This is a genomic window from Luteolibacter sp. Y139 (assembly GCF_038066715.1).
GTDB lineage: Bacteria > Verrucomicrobiota > Verrucomicrobiia > Verrucomicrobiales > Akkermansiaceae > Haloferula > Haloferula soli.
In genome coordinates this window covers 128,971-145,300 of the sequence record NZ_JBBUKT010000015.1, presented here as the reverse complement: position 1 = coordinate 145,300, position 16,330 = coordinate 128,971, and the positions used below count along the sequence as shown (strand labels likewise).

Sequence of the window (16,330 nt, the reverse complement as noted above, 5' to 3'; positions counted from 1 at the left end):
GACCCCTAGGCGGGCACGCTGCCTTGCAGGGCGAGCGTGCCGCTCCGGCCGTCGATCATTCCCATCTGGATGGGATGGACTTCCGCACCCTTGCCGCCCTCCAGCACATCGTCGGCAATATCTTCCATCGGAACAAACGAGCAGCCGAGGTCGAGAGCAGACCGAATCAGGCTGGTGAAAAGCGGCAGCTTGAACCCGCCCTCGATCTCCGCATGGATGGTCATCACATTCGGCCGGTCCCGCCGCATCAGCCCCATGTAATACGACGGGATCATCTCGTCGGGAAACGACGGGCGGCCTAACAGCTCATCGAAGGTAGGCAGGGTGGTCGGGATCTCCAGGGTCCTGAATGTCTGGTCTCCCAGTTTTGGAAAGAACGGCAAGGTGCCGCGGGAATCACTCGCGTAGAGTAAGCCGGCCTCGTCGTAAACCTGCTTGCTCGCCTCACTCGCCTGCCAGCCCGGAGCCCCTGCACAATGGGCCTCGCTGCCAAAGATCCGGAAGAACTCACCCCTCGCCCGGCGGAATTGATCGCGTGTCTCCTCCAGCGAAAAGCGGAACAAGTGATCCTGCCAGCGATAGTGGTCGTAGCAGTGGATGCCTACCTCGAATCCCCGCTGCTGCACTTCCCGCAGGATGCCGGCATGCCGCTGGCCAATGTGCGGGGCGGGCAGAAACGTCCCGTTCAGCAGCGTCCGCAGCCCGTAGGCCTGCAGCACGCTGGTCCGTGACACCTTCTTGAAAAAACCCGGCCGGAAGATCCTCGTGATGGCTTTCCCCGTGTTGTCCGGTCCCAGCGAGAACAGGAAGGTGGCGGGAATCCCGAATTCCTCCAGCAGCTTCACCAGCGCGGGCACGCCCTCGCGCGTCCCACGCTCGGTGTCCACATCCACCTTCAGCGCCAGCACCGGGTTCGCATTCATGCGGCAGAGGTCAGCTCATAGTCCTCGTGGGCCAAGTGATAGTCCAGTGTGCGGCGGATCGCCGTCTGCAAGTCAACGGTCGGCCACCAGCCGAGCGCTTCTTTCGCAGCCTCGATCGAGGGCACCCGCGTGTAAATGTCCTGGTAATACTTGCCGAAGTATTCCTGCGAGGAGACCGAGACGACCTGCGCCTGCTCGGCATGTTCCTGGTAGTCAGGGTAGTGCTTGAAGGCCTCGATGATGATCTTCGCCAGATCGGCCACCGAGACATTGTTGTTCGGATTGCCAATATTGAAGATCTTCCGGCTCGCGCAGCCATCCTTGTTCTCGATGATCTTGAGCAGGCAATCCACGCCGTCATCGATGAAGGTGAAGGAGCGGCTCTGGCTCCCTCCGTCCACCAGTTGGATCGGCTTCTTGAAAATCACGTTGCTGATGAACTGCGTGAAAAGACGCGAGCTGCCCTCCTTCGGCTCCATCACATTGTCCAGCTTCGGCCCGATCCAGTTGAAGGGCCGGAAGAGCGTGTAGTCCAAGCCCTCCAAGCCATACGCGTAGATCACCCGGTCGAGCAGCTGCTTCGACGCGGCGTAGATCCAACGCTGCTTGTCGATCGGCCCGTAGACCATGTTGCTCGCTTGCTCATCCAGCACCTCCTCGGGGCACATGCCGTAGACCTCGGAAGTCGATGGAAACACCAGGCGCTTCCCATACTTCACACACTTGCGGACGATTTCCAGATTCGCCTCGAAATCGAGTTCGAAGACCCGCAGCGGGTGTTTCACATACTGCGCCGGATTGGCGATTGCCACCAGCGGGATCACCACGTCGCACTTCTTCACGTGATACTCGATCCACTCGCGGTTGATCGTGATGTCACCCTCCACGAAGTGGAAGCGGTTGTGCCCCAGCACGTGGGTGAGCTTGTGATCGCCCACATCCATGCCGTAGACTTCCCAATCGGTGCGGCGCAGCATCGCGGAAGTGAGGCTGCTACCGATGAATCCATTGGCTCCCAGGATCAGGACTTTCAGGGGTGATTGCTTTTCGTTCATAGGATATCCCCCACGATGAGCCCGGGGTCGGCTTGGCTCCGCCACTCGGTCCGGAGCAGTTGCAAGGCACCTTCACCGGTGGCGACGATGAAGGGTTCCAGGGAGAGAATTTCGCCGGGCATGCCCCAGCCGCCGTCCACGACGTTGGTCTGCCAGACCATCAGGCGCGCGTCGGCCACGTCGCTGAAGGCACCCGGATAGGGATCGGTCACGGCCCGCACCAGATTGTGAATCGAACCAGCACTGGCGGACCAATCGATCCGGCCGTCCTCCGGAGTACGTCCACCGTAGTAGGACGCCTGGGATTCATCCTGCGGGGTGCCTACTGCAGTTCCCGCAAGCAAGGCATCAAGCTGCCGCCCCAGCACCTCGGTGGCACAGGGCAGCACCTTCCGGAAAGCCTGCTCCGCGGTGTCGTCCGGGCCGATGTCCACGCCTTCCTGGTCGATGATCTCGCCGGCATCCGGCCGCTTCACCATGCGGTGGAGGGTCATGCCGATCCGCGGCTCACCGTGCAGTACCGCCCAGTTCACCGGCGCACGACCGCGGAATTTCGGCAGCAGCGAGCCGTGCATGTTGAAGGCCCCGAGCGGGGCGAGCGCGAGGATCGCCTCCGGGATCATGTGCCGGTAGTAAACGGAGAGGATCATGTCCGGCTTCAGCTCCGCGATCCGCGCGATCCACTCGGGAGACTTCACTGAATCCGGCGTGTGAATCGGAATGCCATGCTCCACGGCCACGCGTGCCGGTGTTTTGAACCAGATATTCTCCCCCGCGCTGTCCTGATGGGTGATCAGCGCCACCACATTCACGCCACGCTGGACCAGCAGGTCGAGGCAATCATGCCCCACCTCGCTGTAACCGAAGAAAATGACGCGCGGCCGGTTCATTCCGTTACCTCCAGGATATGGTCGATGTGGTAGCGCTCACGATTGCGCACCACCTGATAGGTCCGGCCCATGTATTCGCCGATAAGCCCGATCCCGACCATGCAAACGCTGATCAGGAAGAAGAGAATGCCGAAGAGCGTGAATACCCCCCCCTCCTCCGGCCCGAAAATCAACCGCCGCCCGGCCAAAACAATCACCAGCAGAAAACTCCCCGCCGAACAGGCCATCGCGAAGAGCGTGAAAATCTGCAGCGGCGCTGTCGTAAAGTATGTGATCAGGTCGAAGTTCAGGCGCACCAGCCGGTAGAGCGAATAGTTCGACACACCCGCGTGGCGTTCCTCATGCTTGATAGGGATCTCCTTCGGTCGCTTTGCCAGGCTGTAGCCCAGCGCCGGAATAAAGGTGTTGATCGCCCCGCTGCGCACGATGCCGTCCACCACCTCCCGCGAGTAGGCACGCAGCATGCAGCCTTGGTCCGTCATGCGGATGCTGGTCATGCGGCTGCGCATGCCGTTCATGAGCAGTGATGCACGGCGCCGGAAAAAGCTATCCTTCCTTTCCTGGCGTACACCACCCACGCAGTCAGAGCCCGCATCCGTCTCCTTGAGAAAGGCCGGGATTTCCTCCGGCGGATTCTGCAGGTCGGCATCGAGCGTGATGATCACTTCACCCCGGGTGCGCTCCAGCCCCGCCATGACCGCCATGTGCTGGCCGAAGTTCGAGGTGAACTCGATCACCCTCGTCACCGCCGGCCGAAGGGCGTGTTGCTCTTCCAACATCTGCGACGAGCGGTCCACGCTACCGTCGTTGATGAAGATCACCTCGTAGCTGCGGCCCAGCGCATCGAGCACCGGATAGAGCCGGGAGAACAAAAGGGGCAGGTTCCCCTCCTCGTTGTAAACGGGGATCACCACGGAAACCTGCACGGTGGCTCGGGAGATCATGGGTAGCAGGGTTCTTGAACTCATGATGCTTGGACGGTCAGAGAACGAATCACGGACGCCAGCGTCACGCACACGCGGCGCACATCTTCGGAAGTCATGCCGGGGAAAAGCGGGAGCGTCAGGATATTCCGGCCGATCTCCTCCGCATACTTGAAGTCACCTGGCTTCCAGCCCATCCCGCGATAGAGGGTGAAAAGATGGATGGGCGGATAGTGAACGCCGGTGCCGATTCCTTGCGCCTTCATCGCCTCCATCACCGCGGCGCGTCCCCCGCTAATCCGCCGGTCCGGTAGCACCACTTGGAACATGTGCCAGTTCGTCTGCCTGAAGTCCGGCAACGGCAGGCGCAGGCCCAGCTCCTTCATCTCCGCCGACTCTAGTAGTTCAAAGTAAAGCCATGCCAGATCCCGGCGAGCCAAGGTGAATTCCTCCAGCTTCTCCAGCTGGCCGATACCCACGCGCGCGGCCACGTCGGTCAGGTTGAATTTCCCACCAAGCACCGACACGTCCATGCCATCGGTGCCGCTCCGGACCACCCCTTGCAGCCGATACTGTTCGGCGAGGCTCGCTTCCGCATCGCAGTTCATGACCAAGCAACCTCCCTCGATCGAGGTGACATTCTTGTTCGGGTGAAAGCTGAACGACACCAGATCGCCGGAGGAGCCGATCAGACGGCCATCCCAACGGCTGCCGAGCGACTGCGCCGCATCCTCGATCACCCGGAGCCCGTGAGCCGCCGCGATCCTTGCAAGACGGTCGCGGTCCACGGCAAGACCCGCGAGGTCGACGGGCATGATCGCTTTCGTCGCCGGAGTAATCGCCTCCTCTACACGGTCCAGATTGATGTTCCGGGTGAAGGGATCGATGTCCACGAAAACCGGCCGCGCTCCCACCGTGAGAATCGTATTGCTCGTGGCCACCCAGCTGAGCGGCGTGGTGATCACTTCATCCCCCGGGCCTACCCCGGCAAGGCGCAGCGCGATCTCCAGCGTCGCGGTCCCGGAATTGAATGCCCTGACCGGTCGTCCGCCAAAAAGCGCGGAAAGCATCTGCTCGAATTCCTTCACCTTCGGACCAGAAGTGATCCAGCCGCTTCGCAGCACTTCGCAGACACCGGCAATCGTTTTCTCGTCGATCGTCGGCCGGGTCATCGGCAGGAATGCGGCGGCACTCGGAGGCGGCGCCGAAACAGGAGATGCGGATAGGCTTGCGCTCATCGTTGCGAGACTGAGTTCGGATTGCGGTTCACCAGCAGATAAAGATCGCCCTCGTGGCCGATCACCTCGTGATCCACGCCCTGCAGGCGGAACCACTTGTCGTAGTAGAAGGTCCGCATCAGCGCGTAAGTCGTGTGAGGCTCCCGCCACTCCTCGATAAAGCGAGCGCGCGAGATGAAGCGGGCGTCCGTGCGCTCCGGCTCGGCATCGATGCCGAACTGGAGTTCGCCCTTGTAGGCCGCCACATCCACCTGCCGGCCAAGGTAGGCAGGCATGTCCTGCGCATACATGCCCAAGTGAATGACCCGGTCCGTCGGCGTTAGCCGCTGCTGGAGCAGATGCGAAAGCTGCACTGTCGACTCACCATCCATCACGCGTCCCATCGCGGCGATGCCCGGAAAGAGAAGGATCGCCGACCCGGCGATACAGCCGATCACCCAGCGGGGACTCTTCCGCAGCGAGGCCAATACGGCCAGCAGACCTGCAGGAATAAACACCCCCGCCACCATCGCGCGCAGCATCGGAAAAGCTTCCGCCAGCGCATCATGATAGGCGGGCGGCTTCACCACGAAAGCGGCGATGCCGATGACGATCGCAAGCACCGCGAACGCCATCCCTCCCCGCGTGAGCCCTTTGCCCGCCACCGTGTCCCAACACTCCGCCACATACCGGCCAATCAATACCGCACACGCGGGAATCACCGGCAGGATGTAAGGGATCAGCTTCGACTGTGAGGCCGAGAAAAAGAGGACGATGAAGCCGATCCAAAGCACTAGGAACCAAGCCTCCGCATGCTTCGTCCGCTCGCGCCAGCCGCCCGCAAGTGCACGCGACACGGCCTGCCATGCGAGCACAACCCACGGAAACAGTCCTCCGATCACGAACGGCAGGAAGAACCACCATGGCTCATATCGCTGGTGCACCGTCGTCGTGAACCGCTCGAAGTGCTCGTGAATGAAATAGAACCACGCGAAATCCATCTGGTGATTCGCCGAGTGATTCGCCGTGGCCACGGCAATGTGCCAGGGCACGGAGATCGCTAGGAAGAGGATGGCTCCCGGCAGCAGGTGCAGCGGGCGCAGCATCCGCCAATTGCCAAGCATCAGCAGCCATAGGAACATCACCGCGCCCGGAATTAGGAACCCGATCAAGCCCTTGCTCAGCGTTGCCAGCGCCATGAACCCATAGTGCGCCATGAAGAGCCAGAAGCGGCGTCTTCCCGCCGGCTCGCGAACCGCGAGAATGAAGCTGAACAGCGCACCGCTGATCATCACCGAGACCGCCATGTCCAGCAGGACCAGCTGCCCGAGCACGTAGTAGATCAGCGAGCTGCTGAGCACGATAGCCGACCAAATCCCGGCCCGCTGGCCGTAGAGCACATGCGCCGCAACGTAGGTGAGCAGGCAGCCCAGCGTGGCAAAGAGCGCCACCCAGAGGCGCGCCGTGAATTGATTCAAGCCGAATGCCTTGAACGTGAGCGCCGAGAGCCAATACATCAGCGGCGGCTTTTCGAAATACTTCACGCCATTCAAGCGGGGCGTCACATAGTCCCCGCTCTCCGCCATCTCGCGGGCGATCTCGGTGTAGCGACCTTCATCCGGATTCGCCAGGGGGCGCAGGCCAATGAAGGCGCAGAACCAGAATAACGCCAGCAGCGCCACCGTCACGAGCTTGCGAAAGCCGGGCCATGCCGCAGCCGGAGCCTCGCCGCCTCCGGCGGTAGGGAATTCAGGATCAATGGCGTAGCGTAGTCTCAAGGCAAAATCAAGGTCGCGGTGTTATTGAAACGGACTCCTCATTAGAATCCGATGAGCAGGCCCCTTTTTCCGGGAGCTCCCTTCAAGCGTAAGGCCGTGTACATCCTAGTTTCCGATGGGCGAGGTACGGGAAGGATCGATGCCGCTCAGGTCCGGCACGTCGGTGCGCTCCACGTAGAGAGATGGCCCGTGATTCCAGCTCGCCACCAGTTGCAGGTGGCGACGGATCGGAGCGGGAATGAATGGAAACCAATAGGATGGCATCGCCAGAAAGGTGCGTCCCGGTGCATCCAGCCGGGCCTCCAGCACGGCGGCCGATGTCGTGCTGTCCACGCCACCGCCGGTGTAAAACTCGGCCGAGTATTTACGAGGCCCATAGTAGACCAGATTGTCGCCGGGCGAGCGTTCTGCTTCAAATCGGCGGACCAGCATCTTCTCCGAGTGTTTCGGCGAGTACTGGGGAAGCACCAGCGACACCGTGAAGGCAGCGGCGACCAGGACCAGCGTGGCACTCACCAGCAGTGGGGACAGCGGCTGGGGTTCTTCCCTCGGCGAGTCCGCGCGTGCGTCGAAACAATGTAGCTCTGCCAATATCATCGCGAGCGCGGGCAAGGAGACCAAGGGATAGGTCGCGATGATATTCCGCGCCGGCGTGAAGAAGATCACCGGCCACAGCAGCCACAGGGCCCAGTAGAGACCGTGCCCGTTGTGAGCCATCGCCCATGACCGGACCCTCCGGATATTCCCGGGAAACGACCCGAGCAAACCGAGGCACCACGGGAATGACCCGAGCAAAAGGTAGAGCCAGATCGAGCCGGGTGCCACGGCGTGTGCAGTACCGTAAAGATCTCCATCCCAGCCACGAACGACGAAGCGGTCCCAATTCTCGCCGATGAGGAAATACGACAGGAAGCCCGGTGTCTTGAGCTCGGCCGCGATATACCAGGGAAGGGCCAGGGCCAGCATCAGCAGCGTGCCTGAGAACCAGGGTAGCGATTTCCCCACGTCCCGCCACCGGCCTGTTAGAAACAGCCATCCGGCCATCGGAGGCACCGAAAGCAGCAGCGCCACCGGCCCCTTTGCCAGCAGGCCGATCGCCAGCCCAGCGAAGACCCCGTACCCATGCCATCGGGAGTCTTTGCGCATCGCCCCGCGGAAACCGACCATGGTCAAGGTGATGCCCAGCAGCAGCGCCAGATCAGTCATCACCGCGGCCGAGGAAAAGAAGAACAGCGGCATGCCCGCGAGCATGGCGACAGCGACCCAGCCCACCTCCTTGTCAAATTCCCGCCTCGCCGCATCCCAGACCAGTGCCAGCACCACCAGTGCGCCCAGGAACACGAAGATCCGCGAGCCGAACTCGTTCACCCCGAAAAACTCCATGCCGAGCGCAGACATCCACATCGCAAGCGGCGGCTTCGCCCAAAACGGGATCCCATAGTCAAACTGCGGCGTGATCCAATCACCCGTTTCCACCATCTTGCGGGCAATCTCCGCGTAGCGGGACTCGGAGGGATCCGTGTGAGGAGCGAAGACGAGCAGCGCCAGTCGACAGGCAAGCAGGATCCCCACCAGAATCCTTGGCGAGCACAAGCGTCGGAGCGGAGAAAACATCCGCCGCCTGCCTAGCAGGAGGATGATGAGAATCCGGTGAGACGGACGCTTTTTGAAGGGCTCAGGGCCTCGGCCACGCCAGAACCACCGCCCCGGCCACGATCAGGCTACCGCCCAGCGCGTGCTGCCAGGTGATCTTCTCCTTGAGGATCACGGCGGCGAAAATCATCACGAAGATGACGCTCAGCTTGTCCACCGGCGCCACCCGCGAGGCCTCGCCGAGTTGGAGCGCGCGGAAGTAGCACAGCCACGATAGCCCGGTGGCGATGCCCGAGAGAGCGAGGAACAGCCAAGCCTTCCCCGGGATCCCTAACAATGAGGCCGGCTTGGAGGTAGCCAGCGCGATGCCCCAGCTGAATACGAGGATTACAGTCGTGCGTATCGCCGTTGCCAGATTCGAATCCACACCCGAAACGCCGGTCTTCGCAAGCACGGCCGTCAGGCCGGCAAAGAGGGCGGACAGCAACGACCAGTGAAGCCAATTCATCAGGAGATGCTAGCCGCGAACCATCCGAAGCACGAGGACGAAAGCATCACTCCGCAAACACCGCACCCATCCATCACCCCGGAACTTCAAGCGAATACCCCTGGCCCCGGTGGGTCACGATCAAGTCCGGCAGCGCGCCGGCATTCAGCTTTTTCCGGAGATAGGCGATGTATACGTCCACCGCATTGCTTCCGCCGCCCACCCCGTCTTCGAAGACATGCTCCCAGATCTCGGTCCGCGAAACCACCTCGCCATCACGGTGCGCCAGGTACTCTAACAACCGGTATTCCAGCGCCGTAAGCTCGATGTGACGATCACTCCGCTTCACCCTGCGGCGCAGCGGGTCGATCTCCAGATCACCGATCGCGATGACCGGGGACTTCTTGCCAAAGCTCCGCCGGAGCAGCGCCCGGATCCGGGCCAGCGCCTCAGCCAGCGGAAAGGGCTTCACCAGATAATCGTCCGCACCGGCATCAAGGGCAGCCAAACGATCTTCCAAGCTGTCACGCGCGCTGATCACCAGGATATGGATCGAGTTACCCTGCGCCCGGAGCAGGCGAAGAATGGACATCCCGTCCAGCCCGGGGAGCATTAGATCGAGGATCACCGCATCATACTCGCTGCCTTGGGCCGCCCACAGGCCTTCTTCCCCACGAGCCTCGCTGTTCACCAGATAGCCTGCTTCGCGCAGGTACTGGCAGAGCGCCTCGCGCAGCGGCGGATGGTCCTCGATCACGAGCAAGCGCATATCCCTCCAGCGAAGCAGGCGCGGATCTCATCGGGCAACCGTGGAATTCCTCATAATTCTCTCATGAATCCCCGATGGCTTGCGAATATAACTCGGGAAAGCCGGCCACGCTCGCCATCACCCACCTCGAGTCTGACGCTCATCGGAAATTTTCGGAAATCATTCGGATTCTAACGATCCTCTAATCGTGGGTCACCTACCATCAGCGCCGGAACAGGATGTCGTTTCGCATCCTTGCCAGGAACCCCGACCTCGGGACCCGGCAAGAGAAACGACCGGCATCCCCTGCCCCGGGGGGGGACGGGGGATGCCCCCTCCTGTGAAAGCCCGGACACAAGAAGACACCGGCCCGGGTTGCAGGTCAGAGGCTCTTGTTAGAATCCGCTCCGGCCAGATGTTCCCTGACCAGCATCGTGGCGAGCAGGACGAAAATCACTGCCCCTCCCCCGCCCACCAGCCATCCCCAGTGCCCCGTGGCAAAGGATTTCCCCATCGCCATGTAACCGCCGCAAATCATCGATTCCACCGGCAGGGAGACTAACAGGAAGGGCAGCAGCGGCACCCCGGCCAGGGCCAGCAGATAGTTCTGCGCCATCAAGGGCGCACCAGGAGTGATGCGCACCAGCAGGATCACCTTCCAAACCGAAAGCCGCCCCAATCGCGGCATGGTGAAACCGAAGCGAGCCACCATCCTCTCCACAAACGGCCTCATCCAGCGCGCCAACGAATGGCTGATGACCAGATTGATCAGCAGCGCGATCATCATCGCTCCGAACGACACCGGCAGTCCATAGAGGGGCAAATATACCGCCCCAGCCATCAGGTAGAGCGGAACGATAGGCACACCAACCAGTGGTAACGTCCCGGCTGCGACAATGAAGACAGCCAGCGGCAACCCTCGCGTCTTTTGCAGCACCAGGTCCAGCCACTCATGCAAGCTCGCCAATGGATGATCCGGAGCGACGTAGCGCCCCAGAATCCCAAGTGCAAGAAGCCCGACCACCACGAGTGCGAGCAGATGCCGGTGCCTGTGAAGAAGTCGCTTCATCCACGTTCAGAACGCGAACAACCTATGAACGCACACCCGAGTCAACCCTTTGCGCACACCCCGGCGCCCACTCTCATGGTTTTCTAACCCTGCCCCTGCTAGCAAACCGACGCTTGCCGTCCTTTAGCCTCTTTTCCTCAAATTCATCGTTCTCGTGGAGAATGCCTGCCCTGCTTGCATTCGTCACGCTATCGGGCTGCATCCACTATCAGCCCCTGGCACTCGATCCCGCCACCACCGCTGCGGACTTCTCCCACCGCCGCCTTGATGACCCGGCGCTCCGCCCCCATCTGGTGGCGGCAGGCTCCGCGCACGCCAAGCACGCTTGGCCACTGGAAAGCTGGAGCCTTCACGATCTCCAGGCAGCCGCTCTTCATTATCATCCGGAGATCGCCGTCGCGAAAGCCAAGGCCGCCTCTTCCATCGCCGCCATCACCACGGCCGATACCGCCCCGAATCCCACGCTGTCCTTCACGCCCGAGTATGGCGTCAATCCCGGTGCCGGCGTATCGCCATGGGTTCTCGGCTTCTCGCCGGACATTACCATCGAGACCGCAGGAAAGCGCCAGGAGCGCACCACCCAGGCACGCCACCAAGCCAACTCGGCCGTGCTGGCAATCGCCGACAAGTCATGGCTCGTCATGTCCGCGGTCCGCTCCGCCCTCGTCGATCTGGAAGCATCCAGGCGACGCCTCTCGCTTCTCGAGGAACAGCAGCGGAATGACGACGAATTGGTCGCCGCCCTCACCGCCCGCATTAGCGCCGGAGAATCGCCCCACAGCGAGCTCGCTCTCTATCAAACCCAACGCGGTCGCAATGCCATCGATCTCGCCGAAGCCCGCAGCCGTATCGATACCGGCCTTGCGAAGCTGGCGGACGCGATAGGAATGCCGGCCTCAGCACTCAAAGGAGCCTCTCTTGGCTGGTCTGCCTTTGACAAGCTGCCGGCACCACCTGCGGAGTCCAGGCTCAGGAAGTCCGCACTGCTGGAGCGCAGCGATCTTCTCGCCGCGCTTGAGGACTATGCCGCCAGCGACTCCGCACTGCGACTGGAGATCGCCAAACAATACCCGGACCTCCACGTGAACCCGGGCTACACCTTCGACCAAGGCCAGTCGAAGTGGGCCCTGGGCATCGGCATGAACTTGCCCGTGGATCGCAATCTCGGCCCGATCCGCGAGGCCACCGCCAAGCGCGATGAAGCAGCCGCGGTCTTCCAGCGCGCGCAGATCGGCATCAGCGGGGAGCTTTCCCAAGCGATTGCCTCCTATCGCTCCGACCTCACTCGCCTGAAGGACGTCCAGGCCTTGCTCACCACACAGGAAAAGGAAGCCGGAAATACCTCCGAGCTCTCACGCCATGGCGAGGTCACCCGCATTCCCGTGCTGGAAGCCAACGGAGCAATCCTTCAGGCGAAGCTCGCCGTGATCGACGCCATCGCCCAAGCCAATCAATCGCTCGGGCAACTTCAGGACAGCGCCCGCCTCTCTTTCGACTCGCCATGAAGCCCCCCTCCACCCGCCACTCATTGGCCATCCTCCTGCTCGCCTCGGGATCGCTCATCCCCTCGCTGCGAGCTCTGGAAATCGATTCGGCGGCCCGGGAAAGGTTGGGCCTGCGCACCGCGGCCTTGGAGAAATGCGCCGTGGCTCCCACCAGTCCGGCGTTCGGCAGCGTCATCTCTCCAGCCACCCTCATCGACCTGCTGCGTCAGAGAGAAACCGCCAAGGCCACCGCAGATCTATCCAAGGAGGCACTCGCGCGTGCCGAGAAGCTCTTCACGAATGGAGAACTCGTGGCGCGCAAGGACGTGGATGCCGCGCGCAGCCAGCAGCTCCAGGATCAAGCGGTCATCCAGGGCCTTGAAGACCGGATCTCGCTGGAGTGGGGATCGGCCTTCACGGCAATGCCAGCTGCGGATCAGGCCAGCCTCATCAAGGATCTGTTGGAGAGAAAGCGCTTCCTCGTCCGCATGACCGCCTCCGCCCACCGCTGGACCGATGCCGCTCCCGCAGGCGCATCCCTCTACCTCGCCGGCCGCGCCGACCCTCTGCACACCGAAACCATCTATCCCGCCACCACCACCGATCCCGCGTTCCAGACTCCAGCCTTCCTCGCCATCTTCACCACACAAGGGACTGCACTTCCCGTGGGTGCCACGGCGTCCGGAGCATTGGATTTGCTCGGTCAGGCACAGGAGGGCGTGCTGGTCCCGGAGAGCGCTGTAGTCTTCTTCGAGAGCCGGGCCTGGATCTTCCGCATGCATGGGAAGGATCATGAGTTCGAGCGCATCGAAATCCCCATCGATCACCCCGTGGCAGGTGGCTGGTATGTGAGTAAGGAGCAAGCGGGCAAGGACGAGGTAGTAATCAGCGGCGCCCAGGTCCTCCTCTCTCAGGAGGCACTCGCCAACCAACCAGCCGAGGAAGAGTGACCGACCGATCGATCGGATAACGACGGCTCATCCATGCTTCGCTCCCTCATTCATTTCTCGCTGCGCTATCGGGCCGTTGTCGTCGTGACAGGCCTGCTGGTGATGGCCATCGGGGTCTGGCAAGCGCCACAGATGCCGTTGGACGTCTTCCCCGATTTCGTCCCTCCCCAGGTCACCATCCAGACGGAGACACCGGGACTCGCACCGGAGCAGGTCGAGCAGCTCGTGACCTATCCGATCGAAGCCGCGGTCAGTGGCATCGCCGGGATCGAGATGATCCGCTCGGAGTCCGGACAAGGTCTCTCCGTCGTCTCCATCACCTTCGCTGACTCTTCGGACATTCTCGCCGACCGTCAGCTGCTTACCGAGCGCATGGCGGAGATGGGCACACGCCTGCCGAAGGAGGCCAAGGCACCCACCCTTTCGCCCCTGGTCTCTTCCACAATGGACCTGCTGAAGGTGGGCATCACTTCCACCAAGCTCTCACCACTCGAGCTGCGCACCTTCGCCGATTGGAACTTGGCACCGCTCCTCCGCGCCATCCCCGGCGTGGCGGAGGTCAGCGTCGTCGGTGGCGAATCGCGCCGCATGGAGGTGAAGTTCGACCAGGATCAGATGACCCGCTACGGCGTGACCCTCGCCGATATCACCCGTGCCACCACCGGTGCCACCGGCACTCAGGGAGCGGGATACATTGAGACGCCGAATCAGCGACTGGTGCTCGATGCAGAGAGCATCCCTGTCGACCCCGGCTTGCTCGGCGCAACCATCGTTCGCGGCAGCGGCGGGGACGCGATCCACCTCCGCGATGTGGCGCATGTAACCCTGGCCGCAGCCCCCAAATTCGGCGACGCGCTGATTCAGGGCGAGCCCGGAGTCCTGCTGGCCATGACCAGCCAATACGGTGCCAATACCCTGGAGGTCACCCGTCGTGTCGAGGCAGCGCTGGACAACTACGCCGACGCCCTCGCCACCGAGCAGATCACCCTCCACCGCAGTCTCCACCGGCCGGCCAATTTCATCGAGCTGGCCATCCATCACATCCGCGACTCCATCCTCATTGGCATCGGGCTCGTCGTCGTGGTGCTGCTGCTATTCCTGCGGAGTCCGCGCACCGCCTTCATTTCCTTCATCTCCATCCCGATGTCGCTGATCGGGGCCATGCTCGTCTTCCGGAGCTTCGGCATCACCCTCAATACGATGACGCTCGGTGGCTTCGCTGTCGCCATCGGCGTGGTGGTCGATGATGCGATCATCGATGTGGAAAACATCGTCCGCCGCCTTCGCCTGAATGCCCTGTTAGAAACTCCACTGCCCGCCGCGGAAGTGGTCCTGGAGGCATCGATCGAAGTCCGCGGCGCGATCGTCTTCGCCACGCTCATCGTCATCGCGGCCTTCATCCCGGTCTTCGTTCTGGGAGGCGTTCAGGAGCGCTTCTTCGCCCCACTGGGCCTGGCATTCGTCGTGGCTACCGCCATCTCGCTGCTGATTGCCGTGACCGTCACACCGGCACTTTGTTCGCTGTTCCTGCATGGACACGCGGAGGATCGCGAGCCCTTCTATCTGCGCTGGCTGAGAAGCATTCACACCGCCTTGCTCACGCTCTTCACGCGCTACGCCGTGCTGGCCAGCCTCCTCGTCCTCGCAGCAGGAGTCGGCGCGGCAATGCTGGTGCCCCGGCTGAAAACCGAGTTCCTGCCGGAGTTCCGCGAAGGCCACTTCGTGATCCAGGTCGCAGCCATTCCCGGCACCTCACTTCGGGAGATGAATCGCTTGGGAGAACGGATCTCGCACGAGTTGCTTCAGGACCCGCGCATCCTCTCCGTCGAGTTCCAGGCCGGCCGCGCCGAGCAGGGCGTGGACACCTGGGGACCGGAGCGTGCCGAGATGCATGTGGAGCTGAATCCGGACCCCTCCCTTGATGAGGCGGCGATTCAAGACGACCTCCGGGATCTCCTTGGCAAGTATCCCGGCATCCAATCCGAAGTCCTCACCTTCCTGGGTGACCGCATCGGAGAATCGATCAGCGGCGAGACAGCGGCCGGCATTGTCAGCATCTACGGAAATGATCTTGGCCTCCTGGCGGACACGGCGGCTACCATAGCCGGCCTGCTCAAGGAGACACCTGGTGCCACCGACGTCATCGCCAAGGCCACCGAAGGCAGCCCTCGCATCGGCATCCGCATGAAGCCCCGCGCGATGGAGCAATTCGGGCTCCTCCCCGCAGACGTCATGACCGCCGTGCAGACCGCCTATCAGGGTGCCGAGGTCTCCAATCTCTATCAATGGGGTCAAATCATCCCCGTCGTGCTCGTCGGCCCCGGCTCGCAGGGCAGCATCGCCGGCCTGGGCGATCTCCCGCTCATTCAGCCGCCGGGACCAACAGTGCGCCTCGCGGATGTCGCGGAGATCTTCATCGGCTCCGGCCACGCGGTGATTGAGCATGAGGGCGGCCGGCGGCTCCAGCGCGTCACCTTCAATGCCGGTTCAAGACCCATCTCCGCGGTCATGGCCGAGGCGCAGCACACCATCGCAAGCAAGGTCCATCCCGGCGGCGGAACCCAGATCACCTACACCGGTGCCGCCGAAGCGGAGTCCCAGGCAAACCGGAATCTCATCGTCTCGTCGGCGCTGGCCCTCGCCATCATCGTGCTCATCCTGTGGATGGCCTTCCGGAATGGCCGGCATCTCACCCTCGTCTTGGCAAATCTGCCCTTCGCGCTCATCGGCGGGGTCTTCGCGATCTTCCTCACCGGCATCCCCATGTCGCTGGGTGCGCTTGTCGGGTTCGTGGCCCTTTTCGGCATCAGCGCCCGCAATGCGATCATGATGATCTCCCACTACGAGCATCTGGTCCTCGACGAAGGCCTGCCCTGGAACCGCGAGACCGCCATTCGCGGCGCCGGCGAAAGGCTCATCCCCGTGCTGATGACCGCACTCGTCACCGCACTCGTCCTCATCCCCATCGCCCTGCGGCCCACCGCCGCCGGCCAGGAAATCGAGGGCCCCATGGCCATCGTCATCCTGGGCGGCCTGATCTCCTCCACCCTACTCACCCTGCTGCTCCTCCCCGCACTGGCCGAGCGCTTCGCCCACTTCCCCGACCCACACCCCCTCTGAACTCTCCATCCACCGCCATTCGAGTCCGCCAGCCCTCCGTGATCGCGTGGCTAACCGCCCGGACTTCTTCATTGCCAATCTGCTCCAGGCTTC

The 16,330-nt window shown here is 62.5% G+C and carries 13 protein-coding genes; 3 read left to right on the top strand and 10 right to left on the bottom strand.

Annotation, left to right across the window (positions count from 1 at the left end):
• Positions 1–5 precede the first annotated feature (5 nt).
• The 10 genes from WKV53_RS26370 to WKV53_RS26325 all read right to left on the bottom strand — a co-directional run bounded on the left by WKV53_RS26370 (position 6) and on the right by WKV53_RS26325 (position 10,683).
• Positions 6–923 (bottom strand): polysaccharide deacetylase family protein, encoded by a 918-nt coding sequence (locus WKV53_RS26370; protein WP_341407834.1) that lies wholly within the window; start codon positions 921–923, stop codon positions 6–8.
• Positions 920–1,978, bottom strand: a complete 1,059-nt coding sequence (locus tag WKV53_RS26365) for a bifunctional UDP-4-keto-pentose/UDP-xylose synthase (protein WP_341407833.1) — start codon at positions 1,976–1,978, stop codon at positions 920–922. Before WKV53_RS26365 ends, WKV53_RS26370 begins: the two co-directional genes overlap by 4 nt.
• Positions 1,975–2,868, bottom strand: a complete 894-nt coding sequence (locus tag WKV53_RS26360; RefSeq protein ID WP_341407832.1) for a formyltransferase — start codon at positions 2,866–2,868, stop codon at positions 1,975–1,977. The genes WKV53_RS26365 and WKV53_RS26360 overlap by 4 nt, the downstream gene beginning before the upstream one ends.
• Positions 2,865–3,812 carry a glycosyltransferase gene (locus WKV53_RS26355; RefSeq protein WP_341407831.1) on the bottom strand — a complete coding sequence of 316 codons (948 nt, stop codon included), beginning with the start codon at positions 3,810–3,812 and terminating at the stop codon, positions 2,865–2,867. The genes WKV53_RS26360 and WKV53_RS26355 overlap by 4 nt, the downstream gene beginning before the upstream one ends.
• A gap of 20 nt (positions 3,813–3,832) precedes the next feature.
• On the bottom strand, positions 3,833–5,029 hold the full coding sequence (locus tag WKV53_RS26350; RefSeq protein WP_345789688.1) for a DegT/DnrJ/EryC1/StrS family aminotransferase: 1,197 nt from the start codon (positions 5,027–5,029) through the stop codon (positions 3,833–3,835).
• Positions 5,026–6,786 carry a phospholipid carrier-dependent glycosyltransferase gene (locus WKV53_RS26345; protein ID WP_341407829.1) on the bottom strand — a complete coding sequence of 587 codons (1,761 nt, stop codon included), beginning with the start codon at positions 6,784–6,786 and terminating at the stop codon, positions 5,026–5,028. The genes WKV53_RS26350 and WKV53_RS26345 overlap by 4 nt, the downstream gene beginning before the upstream one ends.
• 105 nt (positions 6,787–6,891) lie before the next feature.
• A complete protein-coding gene (locus WKV53_RS26340; RefSeq protein ID WP_341407828.1) occupies positions 6,892–8,400 on the bottom strand; it encodes an ArnT family glycosyltransferase in 1,509 nt (502 codons plus the stop codon).
• A gap of 61 nt (positions 8,401–8,461) precedes the next feature.
• Positions 8,462–8,887, bottom strand: coding sequence for an EamA family transporter (locus tag WKV53_RS26335; RefSeq protein ID WP_341407827.1), 426 nt, complete (start codon positions 8,885–8,887; stop codon positions 8,462–8,464).
• Between the two features lie 73 nt (positions 8,888–8,960).
• Entirely contained in the window at positions 8,961–9,635 is a 675-nt protein-coding gene (locus WKV53_RS26330; RefSeq protein WP_341407826.1) for a response regulator transcription factor, read from the bottom strand.
• Positions 9,636–9,996: 361 nt separating this feature from the next.
• Positions 9,997–10,683 carry a TVP38/TMEM64 family protein gene (locus tag WKV53_RS26325; RefSeq protein ID WP_341407825.1) on the bottom strand — a complete coding sequence of 229 codons (687 nt, stop codon included), beginning with the start codon at positions 10,681–10,683 and terminating at the stop codon, positions 9,997–9,999.
• A gap of 161 nt (positions 10,684–10,844) precedes the next feature.
• Here WKV53_RS26325 and WKV53_RS26320 point away from each other — a divergent pair, with 161 nt between their 5' ends.
• Genes WKV53_RS26320 through WKV53_RS26310 form a run of 3 tightly spaced genes read left to right on the top strand, consistent with a single transcriptional unit; the run spans position 10,845 to position 16,237 of the window.
• On the top strand, positions 10,845–12,188 hold the full coding sequence (locus tag WKV53_RS26320; protein WP_341407824.1) for a TolC family protein: 1,344 nt from the start codon (positions 10,845–10,847) through the stop codon (positions 12,186–12,188).
• Positions 12,185–13,117, top strand: coding sequence for an efflux RND transporter periplasmic adaptor subunit (locus tag WKV53_RS26315; RefSeq protein WP_341407823.1), 933 nt, complete (start codon positions 12,185–12,187; stop codon positions 13,115–13,117). Before WKV53_RS26320 ends, WKV53_RS26315 begins: the two co-directional genes overlap by 4 nt.
• 33 nt (positions 13,118–13,150) lie before the next feature.
• On the top strand, positions 13,151–16,237 hold the full coding sequence (locus WKV53_RS26310) for an efflux RND transporter permease subunit (protein ID WP_341407822.1): 3,087 nt from the start codon (positions 13,151–13,153) through the stop codon (positions 16,235–16,237).
• Positions 16,238–16,330: the final 93 nt, after the last annotated feature.

What these genes read in the sequence shown, in the direction of transcription:
- WKV53_RS26370 (WP_341407834.1), bottom strand. Translation starts at nt 923, where the DNA reads ATGAATGCGAACCCGGTGCTGGCGCTGAAGGTGGATGTGGACACCGAG.
- WKV53_RS26365 (WP_341407833.1), bottom strand. Translation starts at nt 1,978, where the DNA reads ATGAACGAAAAGCAATCACCCCTGAAAGTCCTGATCCTGGGAGCCAAT.
- WKV53_RS26360 (WP_341407832.1), bottom strand. Translation starts at nt 2,868, where the DNA reads ATGAACCGGCCGCGCGTCATTTTCTTCGGTTACAGCGAGGTGGGGCAT.
- WKV53_RS26355 (WP_341407831.1), bottom strand. Translation starts at nt 3,812, where the DNA reads ATGATCTCCCGAGCCACCGTGCAGGTTTCCGTGGTGATCCCCGTTTAC.
- WKV53_RS26350 (WP_345789688.1), bottom strand. Translation starts at nt 5,029, where the DNA reads ATGAGCGCAAGCCTATCCGCATCTCCTGTTTCGGCGCCGCCTCCGAGT.
- WKV53_RS26340 (WP_341407828.1), bottom strand. Translation starts at nt 8,400, where the DNA reads ATGTTTTCTCCGCTCCGACGCTTGTGCTCGCCAAGGATTCTGGTGGGG.
- WKV53_RS26335 (WP_341407827.1), bottom strand. Translation starts at nt 8,887, where the DNA reads ATGAATTGGCTTCACTGGTCGTTGCTGTCCGCCCTCTTTGCCGGCCTG.
- WKV53_RS26330 (WP_341407826.1), bottom strand. Translation starts at nt 9,635, where the DNA reads ATGCGCTTGCTCGTGATCGAGGACCATCCGCCGCTGCGCGAGGCGCTC.
- WKV53_RS26325 (WP_341407825.1), bottom strand. Translation starts at nt 10,683, where the DNA reads ATGAAGCGACTTCTTCACAGGCACCGGCATCTGCTCGCACTCGTGGTG.
- WKV53_RS26320 (WP_341407824.1), top strand. Translation starts at nt 10,845, where the DNA reads ATGCCTGCCCTGCTTGCATTCGTCACGCTATCGGGCTGCATCCACTAT.
- WKV53_RS26315 (WP_341407823.1), top strand. Translation starts at nt 12,185, where the DNA reads ATGAAGCCCCCCTCCACCCGCCACTCATTGGCCATCCTCCTGCTCGCC.
- WKV53_RS26310 (WP_341407822.1), top strand. Translation starts at nt 13,151, where the DNA reads ATGCTTCGCTCCCTCATTCATTTCTCGCTGCGCTATCGGGCCGTTGTC.